Source organism: Streptomyces tyrfis, from assembly GCF_037034285.1.
In the GTDB taxonomy this organism is placed as follows: domain Bacteria; phylum Actinomycetota; class Actinomycetes; order Streptomycetales; family Streptomycetaceae; genus Streptomyces.
Genome location: NZ_JBAGJZ010000007.1, coordinates 20,105 through 35,248, shown reverse-complemented (window position 1 = coordinate 35,248; position 15,144 = coordinate 20,105). Strand labels below are relative to the sequence as shown.

At 73.1% G+C, this 15,144-nt stretch carries 11 protein-coding genes and 2 pseudogenes; 4 read left to right on the top strand and 9 right to left on the bottom strand.

Annotated elements, in window-relative coordinates; genetic code table 11:
* Positions 1-2: 2 nt before the first annotated feature.
* The 3 genes from WA762_RS07360 to WA762_RS07350 all read right to left on the bottom strand — a co-directional run bounded on the left by WA762_RS07360 (position 3) and on the right by WA762_RS07350 (position 2,921).
* Positions 3-473, bottom strand: a complete 471-nt coding sequence (locus tag WA762_RS07360; protein ID WP_073789085.1) for a cation:proton antiporter regulatory subunit — start codon at positions 471-473, stop codon at positions 3-5.
* Between the two features lie 347 nt (positions 474-820).
* A complete protein-coding gene (locus WA762_RS07355) occupies positions 821-2,293 on the bottom strand; it encodes a flotillin family protein (RefSeq protein ID WP_335933932.1) in 1,473 nt (490 codons plus the stop codon).
* A gap of 118 nt (positions 2,294-2,411) precedes the next feature.
* Positions 2,412-2,921 (bottom strand): NfeD family protein, encoded by a 510-nt coding sequence (locus tag WA762_RS07350; protein WP_335933930.1) that lies wholly within the window; start codon positions 2,919-2,921, stop codon positions 2,412-2,414.
* Between the two features lie 443 nt (positions 2,922-3,364).
* On the opposite strand from WA762_RS07350, the gene WA762_RS07345 reads away from it, so the two are divergent.
* Positions 3,365-3,637: a DUF1876 domain-containing protein gene (locus WA762_RS07345; RefSeq protein ID WP_335933928.1), complete on the top strand. Its 273-nt coding sequence runs from the start codon at positions 3,365-3,367 to the stop codon at positions 3,635-3,637.
* Positions 3,638-3,865: 228 nt separating this feature from the next.
* Here WA762_RS07345 and WA762_RS07340 read toward each other — a convergent pair whose 3' ends face one another.
* Positions 3,866-4,723: a GNAT family N-acetyltransferase gene (locus WA762_RS07340; RefSeq protein ID WP_335933927.1), complete on the bottom strand. Its 858-nt coding sequence runs from the start codon at positions 4,721-4,723 to the stop codon at positions 3,866-3,868.
* Positions 4,724-5,025: 302 nt separating this feature from the next.
* Complete coding sequence (locus tag WA762_RS07335) at positions 5,026-5,790, bottom strand: SDR family oxidoreductase (protein WP_335933925.1); 765 nt, start codon at positions 5,788-5,790, stop codon at positions 5,026-5,028.
* Between the two features lie 829 nt (positions 5,791-6,619).
* Here WA762_RS07335 and WA762_RS07330 point away from each other — a divergent pair.
* Together WA762_RS07330 and WA762_RS07325 are read left to right on the top strand one after the other, a co-directional pair.
* Positions 6,620-7,495 (top strand): polyprenol monophosphomannose synthase, encoded by an 876-nt coding sequence (locus WA762_RS07330; RefSeq protein ID WP_335933923.1) that lies wholly within the window; start codon positions 6,620-6,622, stop codon positions 7,493-7,495.
* A 138-nt stretch (positions 7,496-7,633) separates the two neighbouring features.
* The gene (locus tag WA762_RS07325; RefSeq protein WP_335933921.1) at positions 7,634-9,289 is read left to right on the top strand and encodes an alpha/beta hydrolase; all 1,656 of its coding nucleotides are present in this window, start codon (positions 7,634-7,636) and stop codon (positions 9,287-9,289) included.
* Positions 9,290-9,479: 190 nt separating this feature from the next.
* Here WA762_RS07325 and WA762_RS07320 read toward each other — a convergent pair.
* Positions 9,480-10,109, bottom strand: a pseudogene (locus WA762_RS07320) (phosphoribosyltransferase); the annotation flags it as partial.
* 247 nt (positions 10,110-10,356) lie between these two features.
* On the bottom strand, positions 10,357-11,154 hold the full coding sequence (locus WA762_RS07315) for a VOC family protein (RefSeq protein ID WP_335933919.1): 798 nt from the start codon (positions 11,152-11,154) through the stop codon (positions 10,357-10,359).
* Positions 11,155-11,488: 334 nt separating this feature from the next.
* Between WA762_RS07315 and WA762_RS07310 the strand changes: the two are divergent.
* A pseudogene (locus tag WA762_RS07310) lies at positions 11,489-12,221 on the top strand (ion transporter); the annotation flags it as partial.
* A gap of 490 nt (positions 12,222-12,711) precedes the next feature.
* Here the strand turns inward: WA762_RS07310 and WA762_RS07305 are convergent.
* Positions 12,712-13,413, bottom strand: coding sequence for a response regulator transcription factor (locus WA762_RS07305; RefSeq protein ID WP_335933915.1), 702 nt, complete (start codon positions 13,411-13,413; stop codon positions 12,712-12,714).
* Positions 13,410-14,936, bottom strand: coding sequence for a sensor histidine kinase (locus tag WA762_RS07300; protein ID WP_335933914.1), 1,527 nt, complete (start codon positions 14,934-14,936; stop codon positions 13,410-13,412). The genes WA762_RS07305 and WA762_RS07300 overlap by 4 nt, the downstream gene beginning before the upstream one ends.
* Between the last annotated feature and the right edge of the window lie 208 nt (positions 14,937-15,144).

Genomic DNA, 15,144 nt, shown 5'->3' with positions numbered 1-15,144 from the left:
TGTCAGCCCTCCGCAATGATCTCGGAGAGCGCGTCGACGCCCTCCCTTGTTCCGACGACGACGAGCGTGTCCCCGATGGCCAGCCGGAAGTCCGGCCCGGGCGACGGATGCGCACTGTGCGTCCGCAGCACCGCGACGATCGAGGCCCCCGTACGGGTGCGGGCCCGGGTGTCCCCGAGCAGCCGCCCGCCGTAGGGGGAACGCGTTCCGAGCGGGATGTGCTCGGTGACCAGGTCGATGCCCTCGGTGCGCACCGCGTCGATGGGCGCCGCGTCGATGAGGTGCGCGAGACCGGTGGCCTCCTGCGGTGTCAGCGGTACCGAGAGGCGGCACGAATCAGGATCGTCCTGGTCGTAGAAGCCGATGAACCGGCGCCCGTCGTGGTGCACGACGACGGAGATGTGCTGACCCGACTCGGTCGTGTAGTCGTACTGGACGCCGACACCGGGCAGCGTGGTGCGGTGGGTTCCCATGGCTTCCTCCTGGGGATGTATCGATTTGTCGCCACACTTGGTGATCTCTTTAGTCGCGCATTACCTTATCCGGAGGGTTCTGCCGCCTCCGACGCGTCGGTGCGCGGCCCGGGCGGTGCGCGACGCGGCCGGCCGGCCGCGGTGGTCGCGGGGTGCGGTGGTCATGGGATGCGGCGATTGCGGGGCGCGGCCCCTGACATGTGTGTGCCCCGGCATGCGCGTGCGCTGACGTGTGTGCGCTGACATGTGTGTGCCCGGACACGCGTGTGCCCGACACGTGCGCGCCCCGACACGCGTGTGCCCGGCCGGGGGGATGCCGGCCGGGCACAGACGCGTGGTGGGACCGGTCAGTCGGTGATCTCTATCTTCCCGTCGGCGGGGGCGGCCGGGGCCCCGTCCGCCGGCCGGCCGGACGCGTCGGCCGAGCCGGTCGTGGTCGAAGCGACGTTCTTCGTACCGCCGTTGAGGTTCTTCAGCAGCGCGGCCAGGTCGACTCCCGTGGTGGAGCTGAGGAGTTCCATGCCCTGGGCGACGTTGTCGGTGACCGTGCGGGACAGCCGGCTCGCGCCGTCCGTGGAGATCACGGTCATCTTGTCGACGGCGCTCAGCGGCTCGGACGCCTTGGCGACGACCTGCGGCAGCACCTCGACCAGCATCTGGAGCACGGCCGCGTCGCCGTACCGGGCGAAGGCGTCGGCCTTCTTCTGCATGGCCTCGGCCTCAGCGGCGCCCCTGGCGGCGATGGCGGCGGCCTCCGCCTCACCCTCGATGCGCACGGCGTCGGCCAGGGCCGAGCGGTGCAGCTTCTCGCCCTGACCGGTCAGCCGGGCGCGTTCGGCGTCCGCCTCGGCCTCCTTGACCTGGGCGATCCGGCGGGCCTCGGCCTCCTGCTCCGCCTGGTAGCGGGCGGCGTCGGCGGGCTTGCGGACCTTGGTGTCGAGCTCGCGGTCGGTCAGCGCGGCCTGGCGCTCGGCGACCTTCTCCTGCTCCGTGAGGACTTCCTGCTGGCGGGCCGCCTCGGCGAGCGGGCCCGCCGCGTTGGCCTTGGCCGCGGCGGCTTCCGTCTCGGCCTTGATCTCCGCCTGCTTCAGGTAGAACGTCCGCTCGGCGACGGCGATCTCCTCGGCGGCCTTCAGCCGGGCCTGCTCCGAGGCGCGCTTGGCGTTCGCCTCGGCGATGTCCGCCTCCTGCTTGGCGCGGGCGGCCTCGGGGCGGCCGAGGTCTTCGAGGTAGGAGCCCTCGGTGGTGATGTCCTGGATCTGGAAGGCGTCCAGGATCAGGCCCTGACCGGAGAGGCTGGCCTCGGCCTCCTCCGCGACCTGGCCGGCGAACGCGGCGCGGTCCCGGATGATGTCCTCGACCGACATCCGGCCGACGATGGCGCGCAGCGCGCCGGAGAGCACCTCCTGGGTGAAGCCGACGATGCCGTCCTGCTGCTGGAGGAAGCGCTGGGCCGCCGCCCGGATGGCCTCCTCGCTGCCGCCGACCTTGACGATCGCGACGCCGTCCAGGTTGGACTTCACCCCGCGCAGGGTGACGGCCCCGCGCACGGCCACCGGAATGTGCCGGCTGGAGAGGTCCAGGGTGAACCTCTGCTGGACGAACGGGACGACGAAGACGCCACCGCCGACGACGACCTTCTGGCCGCTGTTGTCGATGCTGGTACGGCCCGTCACCGGGTCGGTCGACTTCTTGCCCCGGCGCCCGGTGATGATGAACGCCTCGCTGGGCCCCGCGACCTTGTAGCGGGTGATCACGACGAGTGCGAGCAGCACCAGGAGGACGACGACTCCGACGACTGCGGTCACGACTGGGCTCATAGGGTTGACCCCCTGCCTCCCTGCCCTCCCCGGGAGGACGGCGGTTTCGTTGCGGGTGTTGTTGCGTGGCGTCCCGGCGCGGGTGTTGTCACACGGCGTTCCGGCCCGGCCGGGGCGCTCAGTGTTCGACGGGACGGACCGAGACCGAGGTGGTGGAGAGCGTGGCCTCCACCCAGACCTCCGTGCCGCGTTCGACCGGTACCGGGCTCTTGGCGGACAGCTTCACCGGCTGGCCCCCCAGGCGCAGCAGGACCTCGCCGTAACCGTCGGCCGGGATGGCCGTGACCACCGAGCCCGACGTGCCGACCAGATCGTCCCCGCGCGGAGTGTCGCTGGTCTGGTCGCGCATCAGCGCCCGGCTGAACTTCCAGGTGAGCCATGCCGCGACGAGCCCGGCCAGCACCCCGCCCACGGCCGCGACGACCGTGCCGCCGCCGGTGGTGCCGAGCACGATCGCACCACCGAAACCGAACATCGAGACGAACCCCGCGATGACGGGGAGAGACAGCAGACCGTCGAAGAGACCGTCCAGCACACCGCCGAAGAGACCTTCGAGAACGCCGTCGAAGATCAGCGACAGGGCGAGCAGGACGATTCCCGCGATGCCGAGACCGAGAAACAAGGTCACACGATCACCTTCCTCGATCCTCGAAATCCCCCGAACATGTTTCCCCCGAACATCTCCGTCGAACTGGCTGGATGATCCCATACGGGACCGCCGGCGCACACTGCCGGAACCCGGCAGACTTCGGGGGGTCCTCCATGCCGGATCATTGCCGGGCGGCGCGACCGGAAGATCGCGCGGTGCGCCGGGGACGGTGCCGCGCGGCCGCCTCCGGGGTCCCCAGGTTCGTCCACAGCCTGTGGACGAACATGCGGACGAGTGGGAGCGGCGGTTCGGGGATGGACGGGCGGCGGCTGGCGGCATACGGGCGGCGGGCAGGCGGCTGGCAGGACTCACGGGCCGGGCTCACGGGCCGGGGTGCGCGCAGGCGTCCTGCCCGTTCACGGGGGGTGCGCCGTGGTGCAGGGACGGCGGAACGGGCGCACGCTGGTACTGAGGTGATCGAGATGATGCATACAGCCGTCGGGTGGCATGTGGATCTGGAATTCGAGGAGGACCACCACCGCACCCGCGCAGCCGCCTTGGTGAGACTGCCGGACGGGACCGAGGTACGGGCCCATGGATATGCGAGCCGTCACCCTTCCGACAAGGAACAGCCGAGGGTCGGCGAAGAGATCGCGGGAGCCAGAGCGCTCAACGAACTGGCGATGAAGATGCTGACGAAGGCGCACGACGAGATCGACGAGGCATCCGGCCGGACCTCGCACCCGCTGACCTGAGCCGGCAGACCTGAGCCGCCTGGCCCGAGTCGGCGGAACCGAGTCCGCCGACTCGGTTCCGATCCGGGCGGCCTCGGCGTGTGCAGGGGTGGCCTGTGCCGGGCGGCGCGGCGGTCCGCCCCGGTCGGCCGGTTCCGGTCTGCCTGGACCGGCGGGTCCGAGCGGGGTCCGAGCCGGGGCGGGCCGGAGGCCCTGGGCCGGAGGTCCGGGTGCGGGCCGCCGGCCGGGTCAGCCCAGTTCCAGGCTGGTGATGCCGTAGAGGCCGGTGTGGTCGATCTCCGGGGCCGGGCCGGTGTACATCCGGGCGCTCTCGAAGGACGGGGCGAGACCCAGTCGTTCCGCGAGCCGGACGGCCGCCGGATTGACGTCCGGCACGTCGACCGCGATCGGTGCGTCCGGAACGGTGGCCGCCAGCGCGCCGACCAGGGCGCCGGCCACCTCCGGCGACTCCGCGTACACGGGGCCGATCCGGTACGACGTGCGGCAGGGGCGCAGCACGGCGAGGCCCCGCAGCTCCCCGTCGCGGACGGCGGCGAGCGGGGTGTGGGCCGGCCCGGCGATCCACGACGCGAGGAAGCTGTCGCGCGCGGCGGGGAAGAACCGGCGGTCGTAGGCGGCCAGCCGGTCGAAGGGGATGCCGCGCGCGTCGACGAGGGCGGTGCCGGCCGGTACGTCCGGGATGCCTGGGCCATCGGCCGGCCGGCCCTCGTAACGCATGTTCGTCCAGACCGAACGGAATCCGGACTTGCGGTAGTTGGCCTGCTGGGCGACCACGCCGTCCAGGCCGACGTTGCGCCCCGCCAGCCGGGCCATGCCGGCCTGCCAGGTGCGCAGCCCGTAGCCCCGGCCACGCAGTTCGGGGCGGGTGAGATAGAAGCCGAGGAACGCGAAGTCCGGGCCGTAGCGGACCACGGAGACACAGGAGATCGGTTCGCCGTCGAGCCGGCCGATCAGGAAGCCGCGCGGATCGGCGGCGAAGAACGCGTGACGGTCGGCCAGTCCCGGGTTCCAGCTCTCCTCGTGGGCCCAATCGGCCAGCATCGCGAGGTCGTCGGCGCTTGCGGTGGTGATCTCGAAGTTCGGCACGGGGCACCTGTACCCCGGGCGCGATCGGTTCAACGGTGCTTTTTCCGTCATCACCCGATCTGTCATGGTCATCCGGCACCGGCCGTTCCTGGTCGTTCGGCACCGGTCGTTCCGGGCAGGCTGTTCCTGGTCGTTTGGTACCGGTCGTTCCGGGCAGGCCGTTCCGGGCAGGCCGTTCCTGGTCGTTTGGTACCGGTCGTTCCGTGCAGGCCGTTCCGGGCTGTTCGGCGCCGGCCGGTCGACGTGGGGGCGGCGGACGGCCGGCGGCCTCCGGTGCTCGGCGGCCCGCCCGCGATCCGCCCTCAGCGTCCGCCCGAGACCCGCAGTACCGCCCCGGTCACGTACGAGGCGTCGGCCGACAGCAGCCAGGCGATGGCGGACGCGATCTCCGGCGCCCCGCCCGGCCGGCCGAGCGGGATCGACGTGGCGGCGGCGTGCGCGCGGCCGGGGTCGCCCGCCTCGGCGTGCATCTCGGTGTCGATCATTCCGGGAGCGACGGAGTTGACCCGGATGCCGTCCGGCCCCAGTTCCTTGGACAGCCCGACCGTCACGGCGTCGACCGCCGCCTTGGTGGCGGCGTAGTGGACGAAGTCCCCGGGGCTGCCGAGGGTGGCGGCGGCCGATGAGACGTTGACGATCGCGCCCGCCCGGCCGCCGGCCATGTCCTTCGCGGCCCGGCGGCAGCACAGCAGGACGCCGAGGAGGTTCACGTCCAGCACCCGGCGCAGGGTCTCGGCGGAGGTTTCGACGAGCCGTCCCAACGGGCCCGTCACCCCGGCGTTGTTGACCAGCCCGGTGACCGGGCCGAGTTGCGTGGACGCGATGTCGAAGAGCTGCTCCACGTCGGCCTCCACGGCCGTGTCCACCCGCACCGTGAGGCAGCGTGCCCCGGCGGCCCGGACCTCGGTGGCGGTCCGCTCGGCGGCCTCGGCGTCGTGCACGTAGCCCAGGACGAGGTCATGGCCCTCGGACGCCAGCCGGACACAGGTCGCGGCGCCGATGCCACGGCTGCCTCCCGTGACGATGGTGACGGGGCGGGACGGCGGAGCGGTGTCGTCGACGGTCACGGGGGAACCTCTCGCTCTCGGGGGGGGGCCGGTCGCGGCGGGGCCGCGCGGGGCCGGGCGGCGGGGCGGGGGGACACAGGGCCGGGCGGTGGGGCGGGCACCCGGTCGCGCCGCGTTCCCGTAACCGGATTCTACGGAGCCGGGACCCGACCGAGGGCGGCCGAACGCCGCCGCCCGGGTTGGGCCCGCCCGCCGTTGGAGTGGAGTCGGGCGCGGCCGTCGGCGTGGTACGCGTCGGCGGCGCGCGAGGGCGGCTAGCGTCGGCGGCTGACGGACCGCTGTCGGTGTGCCACGGGTTGAATCGCCCGATGCCGGTGTCGGCTCCTCCTCGACGGCGTTCCCCTGTCATCGCCTCGCATCGCGGTGGCAGGGGACGCCGGCACTGTTCTCCCACTCCGCCCCCCTCCGGGTCCCTCCATTCACCCTGCGGGGCACCTCCACCCGGTACGAATGCCGGGGCGCTTTCCCCGGTGGGCGAGGAATCGCGGATGTTAGGCTCGCGCGGTCCCGCGCGGGCAATTCCGGAGACCGCCCGACATACGACCGGAGGGAATTCGGGCGACGCCTGGGGAGAAAACGGGGAGAGCCCGTGGAGAAAGGGGCGGCGAAATATGCCCTGGGCGGGTCACGGGGCCCGCCGGAAACGTCTCATGTGATCACGCGGTCACAGAACGCGGATTCGCGGTCGCGGGAACGGCGGCCGCAGGTGCGCGGAAACGGGAGAACACGGCGCCGCGTGCGCGGCGCCGACGGCGCGGAAGACACGGAACCGAAGACACGGAACCGAAGACAGAACTACGGAAACACCGGGGAACGAGGAGACGAGGAGATGGGGCACGAGGAGAGGCCCGGGGCGGAGAACGCACCGGAGAACCCGCCCGAGAAGGCGTCGGAGAAGCCGCAGGAGGAGGGGGCGCCGGTGGATCCGACGGCGGACACGGCGGACGCGGCGGACGCGGTGGGGGAGTCGCGGGAGGACGTGCCGAAGATCGTGGTCGTGGTGCCCACCTACAACGAGCGGGCGAACCTGCCCGTCCTCGTCGATCTCCTGACCGGCCTGGGCCTGCCCGGGCTGCGCGTCCTCGTGGTGGACGACAACTCGCCGGACGGCACGGGAGCGGTCGCGGACGAGTTGGCGTCCCGTACCGCCGGTGTGGTCGGGGTGCTGCACCGCAAGGAGAAGGACGGACTGGGCCGCGCCTATGTGGCGGGGATGACGCGCGCGCTCGACGAGGGGGCGGACGTGGTGGTCCAGATGGACGCCGATCTGTCCCATCCCGTCTCACGGCTTCCCGTCATGATCGAGGCGCTGTTCGCCCAGGACGCCGCCGTGGTGATCGGGTCCCGCTATGTGGCCGGTGGTTCGCTCGCCACCGAGTGGCCCTGGCACCGCAAGGCGCTCTCCGCCTGGGCGAATTTCTACGTCAACGCCATCCTGCGGCTGCGGGTCAAGGACGCCACCGCGGGTTACAAGGCATGGCGCGCGTCGACGCTGAAGACCATCGACGTGTCCTCGGTGCGCAGCAACGGCTATTCCTTCCAGGTGGAGATGAACTACCGCACGGTCCGCCGCCATTTGCGGATCGTCGAGGTTCCGATCCGGTTCGAGGAACGGGTCGAGGGCGAATCGAAACTCGGCCTCGGGGTGCAGATCGAGTCGGCCCTCGCACCATGGAAGCTGCTCTTCGGCAGGTACGGACGCTGAATCCGGCCGCGGCGGCCGGGGGAAAGCCCCACCCGCCTTCTCCGGGCTGCCGGATGGGCCGGCCGGACCGGTCCCGGCAAGGCTTGCCCCATGACGAATCACCGCGAGCCGAATCACCGCGAGACGAACTGTGATGAGATGAATCACCGCGAGACGAACTGTCGTGAGACGAATCATCACGAGACGAACTGCCGTGACGCGAACCGCCGCGAGACGGACGACCGCGAGACGACCCATCGCGAGGCGGATCAAGGCGTCACGGCGTACGGAGCGACGCGCGCTCGCCGTCGCCGCCGACGCAGCCTCGCCTTAACCGCCCTGTCCGCCACCGTCGCCGCCACCGCCCTGACCGGGGCCGCGACCCCGCCCGCGCGCGCCGGCAGCGCCTCGCCCGCCCTCCGCTGGCGGCCCTGCGCCGAGGACGGCGGCCCCGCCGCGCAGGAGTGCGCCGAGCTTCCCGTGCCGCTCGACTACCGGGCGCCGGACGGCCCGCGGATCGGTCTCGCGGTGACCCGGGTGCGCAGCGACCGGCCGTCGGCCCGGCGCGGGACGCTGCTGCTGATCGCCGGCGGCCCCGGCTCGTCCGGGGTGCGGTGGGTGACGCAGAAGGCGGAGCGACTGCTGCGGGAGACGGGGGGCCGGTACGACATCGTGGGCCTCGACCCGCGCGGCGTCGGCGGCAGTCCCGCGGCAAGCTGTCAACTTCGCCCGGAGGACCGGGAGATGGTCAACATGAGGTCCTGGCCCGCCGCCGACGGCTCGATCGGCGCGAACGCGGCGCGGTCGCGGCGGATCGCCGAGGCGTGCGCCCGTAACGGCGGAGCGCTGCTGCGAAGCCTCACGACGGCCAACGAGGCGCGGGACATCGAACTCTTCCGGCAGGCGCTGGGCGAGGAGAAACTGTCCGCCTGGGGCGTCTCGTACGGAACCTACGTGGGAGCCGTGTACGCCCAGAAGTACCCGCACCGCACGGACCGTTGGGTGCTGGACAGCAGTGCCGACCCCGATCCCTCCCGGGTCGAGCGGGGCTGGCTGGCGAACATGGCGGTGGGCGCGGAGGACAGGTTCCCCGACTTCGCGCGGTGGGCTGCGGACCCGGCCAGGGAGGCGGAGGGGCTGCGTCTGGCCGAACGGGCCGAGGACGTACGCCCGTTGGTGCTCTCGCTGGCCGAGCGGCTGGACCGGGACCCGAAGGAGTCCACCACGCCGGGCGTTCCGCTGACCGGCAACCGGCTGCGGCAGGTGCTCCAGAGCGCCCTGTACCGCGACGCGGCCTTTCCCCGACTGGCCGCGCTCCTCCGGGCGGCCGGGGACGAGGACGCGAAGCCGGAGCTGCCCGAGGAGATCGCGCAGCCGCTGCCGGACCGGGACGCGGCCGTCACGATCGCCGTGATCTGCAACGACGTCCGCTGGCCGGGGCAGCTCCCGGAATACCGGCGCGCCGTCGCCGCGGACCGCGCCCGGCACCCGCTGACCGCCGGTATGCCGGCGAACGTCACACCGTGCGCCTTCTGGAAGGAAGCGGCGGGCGCGCCCGTGGAACCGCCGACCCGGATCACGGACCGGGGCCCGTCCAACATCCTGATGATCCAGAACGTGCGCGACCCGTCGACCCCGTACTCCGGCGCGCTGAAGATGCGCGAGGCACTCGGCGACCGGGCCCGCATGGTCGCGGTGGACCACGGAGGGCACGGCGTCTACCTGGGCAACGGCAACGCCTGCGGCGACATCGCGGTCACCGCGTTCCTGACGACGGGGGCACGGCCCGAGCGGGACGCGTACTGCCCGGACTGACCGGGGGACGCGGGGCGCGTGCCGCCCGGGCCGATCGAGGGGGCGCGTGCCGCCCCGGGACGGCGGCCCGGACCGACCGACGGACGTGTGCGGCCCGGGGCCGGGCGGCCCGGTGCGGGCCCAGTCGCTGCCCCCGGTACGTGTGTCCGGTCCCGGCTCAGTCGCTGCCCGGGGTCGGGTGCCCGGCCTCGGCGGCCCGGGCCAGCAGGGCCATGACCTCCTCGTCGGAGGTCTGCGAGAAGTCCTGGTACCACTCCCCGACGGCGCTGAACAGGGGCGGCGAGGACAGGCACACCACCTCGTCCGCGCACGCCCGCAGCCGGGCCAGCGCGTCCGGCGGCGCCACCGGAAAGGCCGCCACCAGGCGGGCCGGGTCCTGCGCCCGGACCACCCGGCAGGCCGCCTCGGCCGTGGCGCCGGTCGCGACCCCGTCGTCCACGACGATCACGGTCCGGCCCTCGACCGGCACCCGTGACCTGCCCGCCCGGTACGCCTGTGCCCGGCGTGCCAGCTCCGCCGACTCGACCCGCTCGACCGCCGCGAGATCCTGCTTGCCCACCCACAGGGAGTCGACGACGTTTTCGTTGAGGACCCGCACCCCGCCCTCGCCGATCGCGCCGAACGCCACCTCCTCGTGGTGCGGCACGCCGAGTTTGCGCACCACGATCACATCGAGACGTCCGCCGAGCGTCTGCGCCACCTCGAACGCCACCGGGACCCCGCCGCGCGGCAGACCCAGTACGACGGGGTTCTCCCGTTCCAGAGGACGGAGCGCCTCGGCCAGCCGCTGCCCCGCGTCCGCGCGGTCGACGAACAGCACGGTCTCTCACCCCCAACCAGGGGAAACGCGGACCCGGTCAGGGCGGCCGGGCCCGAACGGGGGAGGGGGCCGGACCCCTGCCGCGCCGCTGCGGAGTCGACGCCGCCGCGGGCGCTTGCGTCGCCGCAGGCGCTCGTGCGACGTTCAGGGGGCGCGCCAGCCCGTCGGGCGCGGGCGCGTACGCCGGTGCGCACACCCGCTCCCCCTTCGAAACAACCCCATGCGCGCCGCCCCCGCAACTCGGGCGTCAGGCGACCGGGGACATCCTGGGCGGCTCGCCCTCGGTCGTGTTCACGTCGATCACGGAGAACGCCGCGCCCTGCGGGTCCGTCAGCGCGGCGAACCGGCCGAACGGCATGCTCATCGGCCCGAACCGCAGGACCGCGCCGCGTTCGGTCGCCTTCGCCACGGCCGCGTCGCAGTCCGCGACGGTGAAGTACACGTTCAGATACGGCGGCACCTCGGGCGGGAACTCGTCGCCCATCCGCATCCGCCCCATCACCGTGCGGTCGGCGACGTTGTACAGCCTGAAGTCGACGTGCTCGTCCTCCATCTTCAGCACGGTGTACGGGAAGACGGCGGGGAAGAAGGCATCGGACTTCGCGGGCTCCCGGGTGAAGACCTCGGCCCAGCAGAACGCGCCGGGCACTCCCTCCGCCTCGAAGCCCTCGTGCGTGCCCGCCTGCCAGACGCCGAAGGTGACGCCCGACGGGTCCCGGGCCAGCAGCATCGTGCCGAACTCACCGACCCGCATCGGTTCCATCAGCGGCTCGCCGCCGTGCTCGTGGATCTTCGCAGCGGTGGCCGCGGCGTCCGGCGTGGCCAGATACAGGCACCAGGAGGCCGGTCCCTGCTGGCCGGGCATCGGGGGCACGATGGCGGCGACCGCCTTGCCGCCCACGTACGCCTGGGTGTAGTTGCCGTACTCCTCCACGGGACCGCCGAACGTCCAGCCCAGCACGTCCCCGTAGAAGATCTTGGCCGCCTCCGGGTCGGGGAACATCGCGTCGGCCCAGCAGGGTGTGCCCTCCGGTCGTACAGCCATGGCTCCGGCTCCTTCGCGTTCGGCGGGGCCGTCCCGCGCCCGCAGTCTCACGCTAGCCACCGGGCCCCGGGCCCGCGCGTCGAAGACACCCGGCGCCGGGCGGCGCCGCGCGCGGAGGCGGCGTCGGGCGGTGCGGGACGGCGCCGGGGCGTGCCGACGGTTTCGGGCCGTGCCGGACGGGGGGTACGGGGGCGGTCACGGCCTCGCGTTCCGTCCGCGTCCGACCGGTCTAAGATCCACTTCTGTCGGTCAGCGATCCACTTCTGTCGGGCAGCGGGTAACCGGCCCGCGGGGGCAAGTCCTTCTGCGAGGAAGCGAGGAGACGAGTCACACCATGTCCGAAGAGGTCGCCGCCGCGCCCTTACGGCACGCGATCGCCGCGCGCGCCCGCCGGGCCGTGGAGTCCCCGGCCTTCACCGGCACCGTGTTCTGTCTCATCGTGACCAACGCGGCCCTGCTGGGCGTCGAGACGTACAGCGGTGTCGTGCGGGAGTGGCACGGCGCGCTCAAGGCGACGGAGTACGCCTTCCTCGCCGCGTTCACCGTCGAGATCCTGCTGCGGGCCGCCGCCCACGCCGACCGTCCCCGGGACTTCCTCCGCGATCCCTGGAACGTGTTCGACGTGCTCGTCGTCGCCCTGGCCTTTCTGCCGTTCGCCCGCGAGAACGCCACCGTGCTGCGCCTGTTGCGGCTGTCCCGGGTGCTGCGGGCCGCCCGGTTCCTGCCCCAACTGCGCATCGTCATCGTGGCGGTGGGCAAGAGCCTGCCCGGAACGCTGAGCTTCCTGCTCGTCGGCACGCTCCTGCTCTACGTCTACGCCATGGTCGGCTGGGTGTTCTTCGCCCGGGAAAATCCGGAGCAGTTCGGTTCGCTCGGACGCGCGGCGCTCAGTCTCTTCCTCCTCATCACCCTCGACGGACTGGGGGACGCGGTCCGGGCCGGGCTGGAGATCTCCCGCTGGGCGATCGTCTACTTCGCGTCGTTCGTCCTCCTCGGCTCGTTCCTGCTCGTCAACCTCCTCATCGGGGTCGTCATCAACTCGCTCGACGAGGCACGTGAGTTGGAGATGGCGCGGGAGGGCGAGGCGAGCACCCCGCCCGGCTCCCTGTCCGGAGCTCCGCCCGGCTCCCCGTCCGGAGCTCCGCCCCAGGCGCGGACGGAGACGGCGCCCGCTCTCGAAGCCGTCGGCACGGGTGGGGTCCTCGACGCGGCCGGGGTCGTCGCGGTCGCCGGGGCCGCGCGGGGGACGACGGCGGCGGCCGCGGCCGAGACGGAGTCGTTGCGGGCCCAGATCGCCGCGGTCCGGCGGGCCCTGGACGCCATCGAGGCGAACCTCGCCCGCACCGTGCGGCATCCCTGCGGCTGCCGGGCCACGGACGAGGCGGAACTCGTGGGAGTCGCGGAACCCGGCCCCTGGGCCGGACGCCACGACCACCCGTGATCAGGGCGGGCGAGTCGGCGGCCACGTCGCCGGCCGAGGCCCGTGCGACCCCGTTGCGCCGGCGGGCCGGCTCCACCCCGCCGCCGCCCCGGGCCTTCGCGGCCCCGCGCCCGGGATCAGGGACCCGTGTTCCGGAGGGGGCCGTCCGGTCGTGGCGGGTCCACCCGGACCAGGCCCGACTGGTAGGCCATGGCGACGAGTTGGGCCCGGTGCCGGGCCCCGAGCTTGGTCATCGCCCGTCCGATGTGGGTGCGCACGGTCAGCGGGCTGACATACATCCGCTCGGCGATCTCGTCGTTCGACAGGCCCTCGGCGGCCTGCGCCATCACCTCGCGTTCGCGTGCGGTCAGGACGTCCAGGACGTCGGGCGCGGCGACCCCGCCCTCGGGCAGGGCCAGATAGCGGCTGACCAGGGCCCTGGTCGCGGTGGGCGACAGCAGGGTCTTCCCGGCGGCCACCGCGCGGATGGCCGCCAGGAGTTCCTCGGGGACGACGTCCTTGCCGAGGAACCCGCTCGCGCCGGCGCGCAGCGCCCAGGTCACGTACTCGTCGATCTCGAACGTGGTGAGGATCAGGACGCGGGTCTCCCGCAGCGTCTCGTCGCCGCGGATCAGCTCCGTCGCCGCCACCCCGTCCAGCCCCGGCATGCGGATGTCCATCACGACGACGTCCGGCCGCGCGGCGCGGGCCTGTTCCACCGCCTCCCGGCCGTCCGCCGCGACGCCGACGACCTCCATGTCGTCGTTCGCCTCGATCAGCAGCCGAAACGTTCCGGCCAGCAGGGCCTGGTCATCGGCCAGCAGTACCCGGATGGTCACCGTGCCGCCCTCTCGTCCCGTCGTCGTGTCGGAGAGGGCCGGGCCGCGCCACGGTCGCCGTCCTCACCGCTGTCCCCGGTCGCCGGCTCCGAGCCCGTCCCCGTCACCGTGCCCGTCCCTGTCGCCGCCCCCGCGATCCCCGTCCCCGTCCCTGTCTCCGTTCCTGCGCCCATGCCCGTGTCCGTCCCCATGCCCGTGTCCGTGCCCGTTCCCGCGTCCGTTGTCGTGCCCGTGTCCGTGCCCGTTCCCGCGTCCGTTGTCGTGCCCGCTCCCGTGCCCCCTCCCGTGCCCGTGACGGCGTCGGCGGCGGTGTCGGCGTCCGTCTCCAGGGGGAGTTCCGTGGTCACCTCGAAACCGCCGACCTCCCGATGGCCCGCGGAGAGCCGGCCGCCGACGGACAGGGCCCGTTCCCGCATGCCGATGAGGCCGTACCCGGGCGTGCCGGACGCCCGGGGCTCGTGCCCGTCGTCGGTGACGGTGAGCGTGAGCAGCCGGCGCGAGTAGCCGAGCCGGACCGAGGCCGTCGCGGAGCCCGCGTGCTTGGTGACGTTGGTCAGCGCCTCCTGCACGATCCTGTACGCGGTGAGGTCCGCGCCCGGCGACAGCGGCCGTCTCGTGCCCTCCACCGTCACCTGGACGACCAGCCCGGTCTGCTCGAACGAGGCGATCAGCTCCGGGAGCTGGGCGAGCCCGGGGGAGGGCTCCAGAGGCGTCTCCGGGTCGCCCTCGCTGCGCAGCAGGCCCACGGTCGCCTTGAGCTCCCGCAGCGCGGAGGAAGTGGTTCCGGCGAGCTGGTCCATCATCTTCTGCGCCTGCTCCGGGCGGCTGCGCAGCAGATACGAGGCGGTGGACGCCTGCGCGTGGGCGAGGGCGATGTGGTGCGCGACGATGTCGTGGAGTTCCCGGGCGATCCGGGTCCGCTCCTCGCTCACCCGTCGGCGCGCCTCCTCCTCGCGGGTGTGCTCGGCGAGTTCGGCCCGCGCCTCCACGGCGGCCACGTAGTCGCGGCGGCTGCGCACCGACTCGCCGACCGCGCCCGCCAGGAAGACGCAGGAGAGCACGCCGATCCGGTCGGGCCGCAGCAGCGCCGCGTCGCCCCACCCGATGGAGACGACGACGAGAGCGGTCACGGACCCGAGCGTGTACACCGAGGTCGTGCGGAGATCCGTCCGCAGGGCCAGCAGATACAGGGCCACCAGGACGGCCCCGGCGACGCTCGGCGAGGGGTCGAAGCCGATGCGGTCGCCCATCATGGCCAGCACGCCCGCGCACACCGTCGTCACCGCGACCACGGTTCGCGGGTACGCACGCTGCCCCAGCAGCAGGATGACGGAGGGCACCGCGGCGGCCAGGCAGAACACGAGCGACGGGGCCCGGACGATCCGGGCCTCGCTCACGGTGCTGGAGAAGATCGCGAGGATCCACAGGAGCACCGCGACCGCCAGGTCGAGGGCCCGGGGATGGCGCCGGAACCATTGCCGCCACTCGGTGAACATGTGCTCGCTTTCCTTCTCGGTCACCATCCATGGTCTCCGACCGCGCATCTTTCGCGCGGCGCACGGCGTGCGAGGCCCCCGGCCCGTGCGCGGGCACCGCCCACGCGCCGCGCACGCCGGGCCGTACGCCCACCCCACGCCCCCACGCCCCCACGCGTCACGCGCCACGCGCGCCCGCGCGGAGTCCGGCAGGCGCGCGCCCGGCCCGTGCCGGCTCGTGCCGGCTCGTGCCCGG

What these genes read in the sequence shown, in the direction of transcription:
- WA762_RS07360 (WP_073789085.1), bottom strand. Translation starts at nt 473, where the DNA reads ATGGGAACCCACCGCACCACGCTGCCCGGTGTCGGCGTCCAGTACGAC.
- WA762_RS07355 (WP_335933932.1), bottom strand. Translation starts at nt 2,293, where the DNA reads ATGAGCCCAGTCGTGACCGCAGTCGTCGGAGTCGTCGTCCTCCTGGTG.
- WA762_RS07345 (WP_335933928.1), top strand. Translation starts at nt 3,365, where the DNA reads ATGATGCATACAGCCGTCGGGTGGCATGTGGATCTGGAATTCGAGGAG.
- WA762_RS07330 (WP_335933923.1), top strand. Translation starts at nt 6,620, where the DNA reads ATGGGGCACGAGGAGAGGCCCGGGGCGGAGAACGCACCGGAGAACCCG.
- WA762_RS07325 (WP_335933921.1), top strand. Translation starts at nt 7,634, where the DNA reads ATGAATCACCGCGAGACGAACTGTCGTGAGACGAATCATCACGAGACG.
- WA762_RS07315 (WP_335933919.1), bottom strand. Translation starts at nt 11,154, where the DNA reads ATGGCTGTACGACCGGAGGGCACACCCTGCTGGGCCGACGCGATGTTC.
- WA762_RS07300 (WP_335933914.1), bottom strand. Translation starts at nt 14,936, where the DNA reads ATGGTGACCGAGAAGGAAAGCGAGCACATGTTCACCGAGTGGCGGCAA.